At 44.8% G+C, this 13,339-nt stretch carries 13 protein-coding genes; all 13 read right to left on the bottom strand.

The features are described from left to right. Positions 1–52: 52 nt before the first annotated feature. Complete coding sequence (gene frr, locus ACOJUR_RS07640; RefSeq protein WP_072874096.1) at positions 53–610, bottom strand: ribosome recycling factor; 558 nt, start codon at positions 608–610, stop codon at positions 53–55. Then, positions 607–1,341: a UMP kinase gene (gene pyrH / locus ACOJUR_RS07635; protein WP_072874097.1), complete on the bottom strand. Its 735-nt coding sequence runs from the start codon at positions 1,339–1,341 to the stop codon at positions 607–609. Before pyrH ends, frr begins: the two co-directional genes overlap by 4 nt. 156 nt (positions 1,342–1,497) lie before the next feature. Next, complete coding sequence (gene tsf / locus ACOJUR_RS07630) at positions 1,498–2,148, bottom strand: translation elongation factor Ts (RefSeq protein WP_306954581.1); 651 nt, start codon at positions 2,146–2,148, stop codon at positions 1,498–1,500. A 132-nt stretch (positions 2,149–2,280) separates the two neighbouring features. Then, positions 2,281–2,985, bottom strand: coding sequence for a 30S ribosomal protein S2 (rpsB, locus tag ACOJUR_RS07625; RefSeq protein ID WP_072874099.1), 705 nt, complete (start codon positions 2,983–2,985; stop codon positions 2,281–2,283). A 164-nt stretch (positions 2,986–3,149) separates the two neighbouring features. Beyond that, positions 3,150–3,803, bottom strand: coding sequence for a hypothetical protein (locus tag ACOJUR_RS07620; RefSeq protein WP_420949642.1), 654 nt, complete (start codon positions 3,801–3,803; stop codon positions 3,150–3,152). Between the two features lie 445 nt (positions 3,804–4,248). Further along, positions 4,249–4,761 (bottom strand): chemotaxis protein CheD, encoded by a 513-nt coding sequence (locus ACOJUR_RS07615; RefSeq protein ID WP_072874103.1) that lies wholly within the window; start codon positions 4,759–4,761, stop codon positions 4,249–4,251. Next, positions 4,754–5,374 (bottom strand): chemotaxis protein CheC, encoded by a 621-nt coding sequence (locus ACOJUR_RS07610; RefSeq protein WP_072874104.1) that lies wholly within the window; start codon positions 5,372–5,374, stop codon positions 4,754–4,756. Before ACOJUR_RS07610 ends, ACOJUR_RS07615 begins: the two co-directional genes overlap by 8 nt. Positions 5,375–5,379: 5 nt before the next feature. Continuing rightward, complete coding sequence (locus tag ACOJUR_RS07605; protein WP_420949641.1) at positions 5,380–5,844, bottom strand: chemotaxis protein CheW; 465 nt, start codon at positions 5,842–5,844, stop codon at positions 5,380–5,382. Positions 5,845–5,921: 77 nt separating this feature from the next. After that, positions 5,922–7,964 (bottom strand): chemotaxis protein CheW, encoded by a 2,043-nt coding sequence (locus ACOJUR_RS07600; RefSeq protein WP_420949640.1) that lies wholly within the window; start codon positions 7,962–7,964, stop codon positions 5,922–5,924. Positions 7,965–8,009: 45 nt separating this feature from the next. Further along, a complete protein-coding gene (locus tag ACOJUR_RS07595; protein ID WP_420949639.1) occupies positions 8,010–8,897 on the bottom strand; it encodes a MinD/ParA family protein in 888 nt (295 codons plus the stop codon). Next, the gene (gene flhF, locus ACOJUR_RS07590; RefSeq protein ID WP_420949638.1) at positions 8,894–10,162 is read right to left on the bottom strand and encodes a flagellar biosynthesis GTPase FlhF; all 1,269 of its coding nucleotides are present in this window, start codon (positions 10,160–10,162) and stop codon (positions 8,894–8,896) included. Before flhF ends, ACOJUR_RS07595 begins: the two co-directional genes overlap by 4 nt. Continuing rightward, on the bottom strand, positions 10,159–12,168 hold the full coding sequence (gene flhA, locus ACOJUR_RS07585; RefSeq protein ID WP_238413745.1) for a flagellar biosynthesis protein FlhA: 2,010 nt from the start codon (positions 12,166–12,168) through the stop codon (positions 10,159–10,161). Before flhA ends, flhF begins: the two co-directional genes overlap by 4 nt. A gap of 20 nt (positions 12,169–12,188) precedes the next feature. Next, on the bottom strand, positions 12,189–13,304 hold the full coding sequence (gene flhB, locus ACOJUR_RS07580; RefSeq protein ID WP_420949637.1) for a flagellar biosynthesis protein FlhB: 1,116 nt from the start codon (positions 13,302–13,304) through the stop codon (positions 12,189–12,191). Positions 13,305–13,339 lie beyond the last annotated feature (35 nt).

Below are 13,339 nucleotides of genomic sequence, written 5' to 3'. Positions count from 1 at the left end.
CCCTCACAATCCGGCGACAGTTTGTTAAATCCAATACTTTCCAATCTTAAGCCTATACTTCAAGCAGTTCTTGCTCTTTACCAGTCGCAGCTTTGTCTATTTCACCAACGAACTTGTCTGTGAGCTGTTGAATCCGCTCCATCAATCTACGAACATCGTCTTCCGAAGCATCTCCATTCTTTTCAGCTTTTTTCAACTCGTCATTAGCATCTCGCCGAACGTTACGAATAGCCACGCGTGCTTCTTCAGCCATCTTTTTAACCTGCTTGACAAGCTCTTGGCGTCTCTGTTCCGTAAGGGCTGGAATAACTAAACGAATAACAGAACCATCATTGGCAGGATTCAGACCCAAGTCAGACTTCTGAATAGCTTTTTCAATCTCACTCAACATACTTTTCTCCCAAGGAGAGATAACCAACAAGCGCGGTTCTGGAGAAGTTACACTTGCAACTTGTGGAATGGGCATCTGTGAGCCGTAATATTCTACGGTTACTTTTTCAAGCATAGCCGGCGTAGCTCTACCCGCCCGAATTGACGCCGCATCCTTGCGAAATGCTGCTACAGCCTTTTCCATACGTTCTTCTGCATGCTTCACAATTTGCTCTGTCATACTTTCACTCTCCTGACCATTGTACCTACCGCTTCGCCCATGACTGCTCGGCGAATATTGCCCGATTCTCCCAAAGCAAAAACAAGCAAGGGAATATTGTTATCCATGCAAAGCGAGGTTGCTGTAGAATCCATAACACCAAGACCTTGATTTAAAACATCCATAAATTCTAATTCATCATATTTGACAGCTGTTGGATCTTTGAGCGGATCAGCCGTATAAACACCATCCACTCCATTTTTGGCCATTAAAATGACCTCCGCTTCAATCTCAGCGGCGCGCAGCGCGGCGGTTGTATCTGTAGAGAAATATGGATTACCCGTACCACCCGCAAAAATAACCACTCGTCCTTTTTCTAAATGACGAATGGCTCGTCGGCGAATATACGGTTCGGCTACCTGACTCATTTCCACCGATGTTTGCACCCGTGTATCGACACCCAATTTTTCCAAAGCATCCTGGAGCGACAAAGCATTCATGACGGTTGCCAGCATTCCCACATAATCCGCTGTTGCTCGATCCATTCCACGAGCACTGGCCGAAACACCTCTCCAGATGTTTCCTCCCCCGACCACAATAGCCATCTGCACACCTAAATCCGCAACTTCTCGAACCTGTAACGCAATGTTTGACATCATTTCAGAGTCAATGCCATATCCCTTATCCCCTGCCAGAGCTTCGCCACTCAGTTTGAGAATGATCCGCCTGTACTTAGGTTGGGGTGTCGTCATAAATTGAGAATGCCTCCTCATGATAAGAACTCATCCAATTTTGAGCCCTATGGCTTTATATATTGCGGGGACCAAGACAATACCTGGTTTGCAAAAGGGGAACACATAGTGTCTCCACGCCGTGTTCCCCTGCTTATACCGCAAAGGCCAGTGCCATTAAACGCGAACCTGCGACATGACCTCTTCAGCAAAGTTACTCTCTTTCTTTTCAATACCTTCACCAACAACAAAACGTGTGAAACGGCGGATGGAAATATTCTCGCCTATTTGGGCAATTTTCTCACGCACCAACATCTCCACTGTCTTATCTGGATCTTTGACAAATGGCTGGTCTAGAAGGCAAATTTCTTTCAAATATTTTTCAATACGTCCATCCACAATTTTATCCACAATATTTTCCGGCTTACCTTCATTCAAGGTTTGCGCCCGAAGAATTTCGCGTTCTTTCTCTATGAACTCACTCGAAACTTCATCGCGACGCACATAAAGTGGATTAGAGGCAGCAATATGCATAGCGATATCACGAACCAATTGACGAAAATCTTCGTTTTTGGCCACAAAGTCAGTTTCACAATTCACTTCAACCAAAACGCCAATCCGTCCACCGCCATGAATATAAGCTTCCACCAATCCTTCTGCAGCTACACGACCCGATTTTTTAGCAGCAGATGCCAGTCCGCGCTCGCGCAAAACTTCCATCGCTCTCTCCATATCCCCATCAGCTTCAGCTAAGGCGCGCTTACAATCCATCATACCCGCACCTGTTTTCTCACGCAATTCTTTGACCATTGACGCTGTAACTTCCATCTCATTTCCTCCTCAATTCAGCAAAAACTTAGAATGCCATTTGAGCACATACCTAACGAAGTTCTTTCAACACGCATTAGTACACAAAAAAGGTGACGAGCCACAGATGCTCCCGTCACCTACTAGCTCCAATCAGGCAGTGGTTTCTTCCCCTTGACCTTGAGCGCCTTCTAATACAGCATCTGCCAACTTGGCAGTCAACAGTTTAACAGCCCGAATAGCATCATCATTACCTGGAATCACATAATCAATTTCATCCGGATCACAATTGGTGTCGACGATGGCTACAATTGGAATACCGAGCTTACGCGCTTCTGCAACAGCAATCCGTTCTTTGCGCGGATCAATCACAAACATAGCGCTCGGCAATTTCTTCATACCTTTGATGCCGCCAAGAAAACGTTCCAAACGCTCAGCTTCTTTGCGAAGCAAGATAACTTCTTTCTTAGGCAAGCGTTCAAAAGTCCCATCTTCCTCCATACGCTCCAACTCCAGCAAACGCTGGATACGTTTTTGGATGGTTGGGAAGTTGGTCAATGTACCGCCCAGCCAGCGCTGATTGACATAAAACATGCCACAGCGTTCTGCTTCTTCTTTTACAGCTTCTTGAGCCTGCTTTTTAGTGCCAACGAACAGGATGGTTTCGCCATTCGCAGCAGTGTCACGAATAAAATTATAAGCTTCTTCAACTTTGCGAACAGTTTTTTGCAAATCGATGATATAAATCCCATTGCGCTCCGTAAAAATATAACGAGACATCTTGGGGTTCCAGCGACGGGTTTGATGTCCAAAATGAACACCCGCCTCCAACAATTGCTTCATAGAAATAATCGCCAAAGATAACTCCTCCTAAACGGTTTGTCCTCCGCCCTCGTCATATGAACCTGCGACCAGTTGGACCCGCAAGCCATCAGATAAGCGTGTGTGCTCCACTTCACTGTGGGCATTGCACCGCTCTCCAATATATCACAGCCTGCGTAAGACTGCAATGACCCGCTCTATCAATTCAGAGTCGGCGGCATATGCAAGGCTTGTTCCACACGTAAAACCTCAGCAACTGGTAAGGATAACTGTTGAGCAGCCTGTTCTGCAGTCAAGCCTTGAGTTAAAGCATCGAGAATCTCAAAGTAACGTGGAGAAAAGGAAGGAGATTCAACTGTTTCTGCAGCTTCAGGTTTCTGAGCATTCAATGCTGCACCAACCTCTTCTCGAGACATTTCTATTAACTGTTTCATCAACAGCTGTTCACCCGCCAATGACTGACCCACATCATCAAACCCCGAAACAACTTGCTCATTCTTTGAAAAAAATTTTATATGGTGAGGTTCGTCTTTTTGAAGCATCTCTTCCAATTGATTGAAACGTTCTTCTAATTTGCCAACACGCTCATCCATGGTTCGTTCTAACGCGTCTAAATTGGATCGCAATTCCATGTAAATATCTTCTAAAATTTTCACAACTTCTTCATTAACTGCGGAAATCATAGCTTGCGGACTTTCCTTTGCTTGAATGACTTGTGGATTGGCCAGAGCACCAGAGCGCAGCCAACGAAAAATACCTTTTAACCCACCATATTGTTTCCATCCCCCCGTAGAAGTATAGAGTACGACGACCATAGCCGCACAAAGTAGACCCATAGCTCCTGTCAACCACATATCTGTTCACCTCCTAGTATATTACCGAAGTACTGGCGGCCTTCATCGCTAAACACAGCCGGAATCGCCTGGGCCTGGATAATGCAGAAAACCTCAAGTCTGTTGCCGCCGCGCCACTGGGCATTGACACGGCAGTGGATGCGTACCGACTGCATTTGCGCCTGCTTCTCCAGCAAATTCGCTTCACAGAGTGGCCCTTAGAACGACTCCATGCCGAGATCGAAAAGCGCCTCAAAGCTGCTGTTGCGCGCAAATTGACATACATCATTCATGCCTTGTTGCGTAACAAAAAGCCATACGAACCAATCGCGTAAGATCATATATTGGACTGAATCTGCAAACCCGTCTGTCTCTGACAGGCTTATTTTGATACCCTCAAAAATCACTTCCCTTCATAGGTCTTAGAACTCAATAGAGTACTTAACATTAGATAGATGATCTTTCTTCAAATCGTATATGTACCCTTGATAGCAGTACGAATTTGTAACAACTCTGTCTGCAAATCAAACTCAATAGTTCGACCCGTATTGCCTCCAAAATCAGTTGAAACCAACTCTACTCCAGCGTCTCGCAAATAGTTTTCTACTGCTTCAGCATTACGCGGGCCCACCCGGAGAATATCGGAATTGGCCGATCCGCTAAACATTTGCGCACCACCCGCAGCTTTGGCTTTCAACGAACTGGGCCGCAAACCCTGCTTTGAAAATTCATCCAACAGCCAATCCAAAGCGAGATCGGCATATTTACAGACGTTTCCTGAAAAATTAGGTGGTGATTGAGGAAGCATAATATGAACCAAACCGGCTATATTTTTCCTTGCATGGTATAAAACCACGCCAACACACGAACCGAGACCCGTTGTCCCAATTCGATCTGGCCCTGAAACGATTGCCCCTTGAGCAATACCTACCCGAATCAGTTGGCTTTCTTGAATCGAGGGTAAGGTGAATTCACACATCATTATCCCACCCCAGCGCACTGAACAGCTTGACCATAGATTGTGGGTGAGGGAGAAGGAAGAAATGGCCATCGATGTTCATTTGTCCTTGCCAAATTTGCGTGTTAATCAAAATCGCTTGATCGGCTATATCACCAGAGAAAGCAAGGCCGATGTCGAGAATGGCACCAGCCATGTCCACAGCAATCGACGGTACTGAAAGAGTAATTTGCAGCGACGCGAGTTCACTGATGGCGGTGACATAGCTACCAGAAAGAATATTTCCAACTTCCGCCAGCGCTGAAAGCTGCAATTCTTCAAAAAGAAGCCCTTCATGACCTGTCAAATTCAGCTGATGCAATAGATGTTCCGCACTTTGCATGGGTAAAAGCAGAAACATGCTTCCATTCATCTGCCCCCCAATTTGTAAAAAGATGCCGACAACAGGCGCCTCTGGACCGCCAGCAATATCTGCAATCTCGTCAAACGGGCATAATCTAGCAGCTGTGACGGACATTTGTACACTTTCTTGCAACAATACAGACAACGCAGTAGCAGCATGACCAGCGCCCACATTGCCGACTTCACGGAGAATATCTTGCTGTCGATCATCCAGATTATAGAATACACTCATGTTTCTTAACGTTCCTCCCGCTCCCGCAACTCCTTGAGCTGCAACTGTTCAGCATGATTAAAAAGGCGAGGCAAATGGAGGAGAATCAGCACTTGTTTCTGATATTCTGCAATCCCCTGCAAAAATTCTGCGGAAAGTCCACCTACCATCGAAGGAGCAGGTTGAATATCCGAATCTGCAAGTGTCACTACATCTGTAACCGCATCCACTATCATACCTACCATCATATCTTCCACTTGTACAATGACTATACGGGAATCATCTTGCTGCAAGGAAGAAGCCAATCCCAGACGCTCACCGAGATCGACCACAGGCACAATGGTGCCGCGCAAATTCACAACACCTTTGATAAATGCGACCGTACGCGGTACACGTGTAATTTCCATAGGCTTCTCAATAGACAGTACCTGGGTTACTGAGGCACCGTATTTTTCCTGACCTACAGCCATGACGACAAATTGTTGCTCCATGTCTATCACTCCTTACCCCGAATTTTTCGACTGCCAAAATATAAAAATCAATTCAAGTCTTTGAGAGGTTGTTAACTTCATGCTGATAGCCAGGCATCGAGATCGAGAATGAGTCCCACCGTACCGTCGCCGAGAATGGTCGCTCCAGAAAATCCTCGCACGGACTGCAGATATTTCCCCAATGGTTTGTTGACAATTTCCTGCTCTCCAACAATATCATCGACAAGTATCGCCAAACGACGATTGCCTTCTTTACAGAGAATGGCTGACCAAGGAAATTGAATGGCCGACGATTGTTCGTAAAAAGCATCCCCCGCATCCAGCAGCGGGATGAGCCCATCTCGATGGCGCAAAAAACGTTCTCCACCAATGGCTTCTAAATCTGTTTCGTAGACTTGCAATACTTCTTCCACACTGCCAAGAGGGACAGCAAAAGATTCGTTACTCACCATAAACAGCAAGGCAGGTAAAACAGCCAAGGTCAGAGGCAACTGAATACGAAAAGTAGTCCCCTTCCCCTTTTCCGAGAGAATTGAGATTTTACCGCCCAACGATTGCACTTTATTACGTACCGCATCAAGCCCAACACCACGTCCGGAAATATCGGTGATTTTTTCAGCAGTAGAAAATCCGGAGGCAAAAAGAAAATCATAAATTTGTTCAGGCTTAAGCATAAGTGCAGATTTCTCATCGACTAATCCGCGCGCAATGGCTTTGTTTAATACTGCTTCCGAATCAATACCTCCGCCATCATCAGCAACTTCTATGTAGACGTTTTGTCCGGAAGAGAAAGCAGAAATTTTTAATGTCCCTGCCTCTGGCTTGCCCGCCTGGCGACGTATATCCGCTGACTCAATACCGTGATCGGCCGCATTGCGAATAATATGCACCAAAGCTTCACCCATCTCATCGACAACAGTCCGATCGAGTTCTGTTTCTCCCCCTTCCATAAGAAAATGAATTTCTTTTTGTAATGACTTGGAGAGATCTCTAACTAAACGAGGAAAACGTTGAAATAACATATCTACCGAAACCATGCGTAAGGACATGAGTCCAGATTGTATATCGCCAGAGATACGACCAAGTCTATCGACCATTTCTCGAATGACAGCCGTATGTCCAGCCTCAGTAGCACTGGCTAGTTGAGAGCGAGCAATCACCATCTCACTGAGACGATCGAGTAGATGATCGATTCTCTCGATGGGTACACGCAATGTCCTCTCTACCTTCATGGGTGCAGCAGGTTGCTTGGCAGATTCTTTCTGCGAATCCACCTGATCTGCTGTAAGACTCGGGGTTGGTGAATGGGCTGCCGCAGAAGTTGTAGTTGGATCTGTCCGATGTGTCGAAAAATATTCTATAAGCGGTACAAAAGTTACATTGACCACTTCAGAAATATTAGAGAGATTGCGCATAGCCTCTTCAGCAGAAATTTCTCTTAAAACAGCAAGAAAGGCAATGTTTTCAGAATACCGGCCATCCTGTAAATGTTCTGCACTTGGTGAACATTCAAGAATATCTGACCACTGCTCCAATTCTCGCATGACAACCAATGCGCGGACTGATTTCATCTGACAGTCTGGAGCAATATTCACAGTCAGAACTCCAGCCAAGAGTCCCGCTTCTGCAGCTTGAGATGCAATGTGCAAAGCAATATCGGTGAAATGTCCTTCTGTGGTATCCACTGTCGCCGCAACCTCTGGATGAGGTGACACTGCTGCGTTTGTTAGACGTTGATAGAGTTCCTGCAACGAATGAATAATAGCATCGTCTGAACCCGTTTCATCTATCCCACTGTCGATAATTCGTTCTAACTGAAGAGAAAGCTGATCAATCCCCGACAATAGAATATCGGGACTATCTGTGGTCAACCGTCCTGGATTTTCTCGAAACACGCCAAGTACATCTTCAAGGCGATGAGTCAAAGTGGCCATTTTTTGAAATCCCATGCTTGCGCTCATTCCTTTGAGTGTATGCGCTGCACGAAACATGGCCGCAAACAATTCATCCGACGAGCCCTCAGATTCAAGACGTAGACAGAGATCATTCAGAAGTTGCAGATTATCGCTTGTTTCTTCTATAAAGGCTTGTAAATACTCAGCGTTTTGCAAAGCTGGCATACCCTCCCGCCAATTTCTGTTTTTATCCTTATGTTTAGGCTGGCTTTATCCAGTTGAAAAAAACGACTTTCCAGGCCAAAACCGATGCAGAAAACCTCTCCACCCGCCTCGATTCGGCTCATTAAGGCGCAGAAAATTAGCCGCTATCTGCTCCATACAGCGCGAGGCCGTACTGTTGGGAAACGATATCAATACTGGCACTTGACGCATCACTGCTTGCGAAACCAAATCATCCTCCAAAATAAATCCAAGTGTTTCCAATTTCCACTCCAAAAATCTCAATGCCGCGGCAGACAATCTTTCAGATGCCTCTCGTGCGTCAGTCAATTTCAATGCGCGATTAATCACCAAACGAACAGCCGGCAATTCGTCAAGAGGTCTTTCCTCATACAGCAGCTTAAGAAAAGCATAGGCATCAGAGATTGCCGTAGGTTCTGGCGTCGCCAGTAAAATCAATTCGTCCGATCCGGCAATCCACTGAGCTGATTGATGATTGATGCCTGCACCAAGATCAATAATCACTGTGTCAAAATGGTTGGATAAATTCGCTAATTGTTCCTTAACTCTGACCATAGCCGCATCGTCCAACATATCGGAGTGCAAGCCGCTACCTCCAGATAAAAAAGAAAGGCCATGAGGACTAGTAGAGATGACATCAAAGAGTTGTACGTCTTTCGCTAAATCAAGAACTGTGTGAAAGGGTCTAGTATTGAGCAAAAGTTCAATGTTGGAAAACCCTACATCAGCATCCACGATGAGCGGCGTCTTCCCTTTTGCTTTTAATGCCAGCGCAAAATTGACACAGAAATTGGATTTACCCACTCCTCCCTTACCACTGGCAACAGCAATGACACGTGTTTTGGCAGGCAGTCCCCCATTATCCATGCTTCTTTCTCTCATTTTGCTGCGCAGGCTTTCGGCTTGATCGCTCATGGATGCCCCTCCCCGAAAACAGATTTTAAAACAAAATCTTTTGTGCTCGGTGAGATATCATCAGGTACATTCTGTCCAGTCGTAATATAGGAAAGCGGCTTTTTAGCCTTCCAAATCAATTCTGCCGCCACACCATAAGAAGAAGTTTCATCTAATTTAGTAAATAAAAATTTATGAAAAGGAATGGTAGAAAACGCCTCTAACAATCTATTTAAATCTTCAGCTTTGGAAGTTAGCGAAAGCACAAGAACAATCTCATCAATTGGCGCTATAGAAAGTAACGTCTGAACGTCTTGCGTCGAACGTTGGTTAAAGTAATTTCTTCCTGCCGTGTCCATCAGTAATAAATCACAATGAGAGAGTGAATCAACAGCTTTGTTTAAAGAAACAGCGTCTGATTCGGCCACTTCCAAGGGAATGCCAAGAATTTGCGCATAGGTTCGCAATTGCTCAATAGCTGCAATGCGATAAGTATCACAAGTAATTAATCCAACTTTTCGTTCACCTGAAAGTACATGCAGGGCTGCCAATTTGGCAATTGTAGTCGTCTTGCCCACTCCAGTAGGACCGACAAAAGCAACAATTCGCGATGTGGATTGAATAGGGGATGGTACAGCGAAAGTCTGAAACTGTTGAATAAACCAATTACGAAAAGATTGAAGCAAAAGTTGGTAATCCCCAACTTTAGGCATAGATAGCACACCGGACTCCTGCATCCATTCTCGAACAGTGTCAACGGAAATACCTTGTTGGACCAAAAGTTGCTGCAATTGAAAATGCTCTTGATTCATTCCGCCTACAAAGACAGTATTTTGGGAAGACAATTGTTGTAATCGATAGGTTAACTTTTTCATTTCGTCGAGGATAGGCAACAAAACTTGCCTTGTATCCTCTTGAGCCGATGTTATACCTTTAGTAGAATTTGCAGAATGAACCTGAACGTCCCCTATTGACTGCATAGACATTGTTGAGGACATATTGGATGTTTCCCCTCGCAAAATGCGTTTCTGTTCCTCGGCTTTTTCTGAAACATTCTCTGGTTTGGCAGTAGCTTGTCCAAGAGCAGGTGGATGATAGGCTGGAATTTTAACAGGTAAATCACCTGCTACCGCAGCCATTACTTCAATACGCTTACTCCGCCATATCAGCCATTTGCGAACATGAATACGTTTGCTGCTTAAAATGACAGCATCTTTCCCCAAATCAGAGCGTATACGCAATAAAGCTTCGGGCATGTCACGAACCACATAGCGTTTAACCATCATAGATTAACCACCCCGCCACTCTCAACTTCAAGCGTCGGATCCAACTCACTGTAAGATAACACCGTCAACTCCGGTAAAAATCTTACCAACCAGCGTCTAACAGCTAAACGCAATGTAGGATGAACCAAGAGTATAGGTGATTTGCCTTGCGCAGAGAGACGATTCGATTCTTCCCGCAGTTTTTTGTAAATTTTTTGCGACAGTGCAGGATCGAGTGCAACAAACACACTTTCCTCTTGATGAATCAATGATTCTTGGATCTTTTCTTCCACACTCGGAGAAAAAGTAAGTACTGTTAATGGTTGGCCTGGCACTCTGAATTGATGACAAATTTGCCTGCCCAATGCCTGTCTAACCTGTTCGGTCAACATATCGGTATCTTTGGACTGGCGACCAACATCCGCAAGAACTTCTAAAATAGTCGATAAGTCACGAATGGATACTTTTTCATGTAGCAAATTGCTCAATACTTTTTGCACTTGACCAAGTGTTAAATTGTTATTCAACACATCATCAACAACCGCAGGAGCTTCCGTCTTTAAGTGATCCAACAATTTCTTAGTTTCCTGTCTCGTCAACAACTCATGGGCATGTGCACGCAATGTTTCTGTCAAATGAGTTGCCATAACGGAGGACGGATCAACCACTGTATATCCAGACATCTCTGCCTGTATTTTCATTTCCGAATTGACCCATAAAGCAGGCAAACCAAAAGTAGGTTCTTTGGTAGAAATCCCAATAATAGTTGGATCTTCAACTCCAGGAGATATCGCTAGCCAATGCCCAAGCAAAACTTCTCCTCGAGCAATCTCCAACCCTTTTAAGAGAATGACATATTCCGTAGGTTTTAATTGCATATTGTCGCGCAAACGGATAGCAGGAATGACCAACCCAAGTTCAAGTGCCAATTGCTTTCGAATCATGATAACTCTTTCTAACATGTCGCCGCCCTGTTTAGCGTCCACCAACGGCACAAGACCGTAGCCAAACTCCAGTTCAATAGGCTCAACATGGAGCAGAGACAAAGCATTCTCTGGTTTTTTGTTGTCTTCTGTACGGCTCTTGAGCAATTGTTCTTGCTCTTTTTTTGCCGATCTTGCCGCATTTACCTGTACACGCCAACCAGTCAAAAAAGCGAGTGCAGAAATAGGAATCACGGGGATGACTCCAATTGGAGTAAATACACCCAGCAATAAAATAGCTGATCCAACCATATAGAGGGCACGCGGGAATTGAAAAACCTGGCCAAAAATATCCGCTCCCAAATTTGCTTCAGTAGCAGCTCTAGTCACCATTAATCCAGTGGCTGTCGAAAGCAACAAGGCTGGAATTTGACTGACCAGCCCGTCCCCAACTGAAAGTAAAGTATACTGGTGGAGCGCTGTTGAGAATGAATCTTTGTGAATGACCATACCGATAATAAAACCACCAACAATATTGACCGCTACTATTAACATAGAAGCAATGGCATCGCCTTTCACAAATTTAGAGGCTCCATCCATAGCTCCGTAAAAATCCGCTTCCCGTTCAATATCTGCGCGTCGCTTGCGCGCAGTGGCTTCGTCTATCAGGCCAGCGTTTAAGTCCGCGTCGATAGCGATTTGTTTTCCAGGCATTGCATCCAAGGTAAAGCGCGCCGCTACTTCAGCAACACGTTCAGCGCCGCGAGTAATAACAATAAATTGCACAATAATAATGATAATAAATACGATAAACCCCACAACTGGGTTACTGCCTATTACAAAAGACCCAAATGTATTAATGACAGCTCCAGCATTACCCTGCCCAAGAATTAATCGTGTGGTGGAAATATTCAGAGAGAGTCGGTAGAGCGTCATAATGAGTAAAATTGAAGGGAAGACAGAAAAATCAAGTGGTTCTTTCGTATTGATGGCCACGAGAAGAATGGTCATGGAGACGAAAATATTGACTAACAACAGTACGTCAAGTACAGGCCGACTCATGGGTATAATCATCATGACAATTATCCAGAGCAAAGCTGCCATGATTCCTAAATCTGAACGTTTCACGAATTCACCCCATTGCCTGTAAAGACTTTTTGTTGTTTCATAGCGTAAACATAAGCTAAAACTTCTGCGACTGCCTGATAAAGCTCCGCAGGAATCACTTGGCCAATTTCCACATCGCGGTACAGCGTTCTTGCTAGTGGTGGATTTTCTACAATTGCCACATGATGTTGTTCCGCTAGTTCACGAATTTTTTGGGCAGTATAATCCTGCCCTTTCGCCAGAACTTGTGGCGCTTCCAATTGGTCTGGTCGATACCAGATAGCTACCGCATAATGAGTCGGGTTTGTAATCACTACATCTGCTTTCGGTATATCCTGCATCATTCGACGCATGGCCAAAGCCCTAGCCCGCCTACGAATATTGGATTTAATCTGTGGATCTCCTTCAGTTTGGCGAAATTCTTCACGAACTTCATGTTTGGTCATGCGTAATTTTTTTTCATACTGACTCTTTTGAAAATAAAAATCCAATGCAGATAAAAGAATCATCAATACAGCAACTGTTATGGATAACCGAAAAACAATACTGCCAAGCCAAGCGATGAGCGAATTGACGGAGAGAAAAGATAATTGACCTATACTTTGTGTCACTTGATGCAGCGACATATAGGCTGCGGCAACCACAATCGCCAGCTTGAGAATCGACTTTAATCCTTCCATAGCTGTCTGCGGTGAAAAGAGACGACGTAGTCCAGCGATAGGTTGGATTCTCTCCCATTTAGGTAACAATAACTTGGGAAGGAATAACGGGCCAACCTGTACAAAACCAGTAAAAGCAGCCGCAAACCAAAATACAAGTAGCAAGGGTAATAAACTACCCGCCAATGCAAGAAATTGACCACCAAACAAACCAGGAACATTTTGTGCAGTCAATGAGATGGAGCCTGCATAGGTAAGGTCTTTGTGAGCAAGAATTTGCCAGGCCTCCCAAACCTTTGGTCCTAAAATTCGCAGGGCTGCCAAAGCGCCCAAAAGCATAATCGACGAAGTTAATTCGACACTTTTCGGCACATTTCCTTCTCTTCTTGCTTCCTGTCGTCTGCGTGGTGTTGCCTTTTCAGTCTTGTTTCCTGAGTCGCTCTCTGCAAATCTTTGCAGTTTAAGAATTAACATGGCTCTGTGACCTATCTCTCCAATACATGAAATAA

This window comes from Alicyclobacillus tolerans, from assembly GCF_048984885.1.
Classification (GTDB): Bacteria; Bacillota; Bacilli; order Alicyclobacillales; family Alicyclobacillaceae; genus Alicyclobacillus_I; species Alicyclobacillus_I tolerans.
The sequence above is the reverse complement of the archived record's forward strand: the minus strand, read 5'-3'. Positions and strand labels throughout refer to the sequence as shown.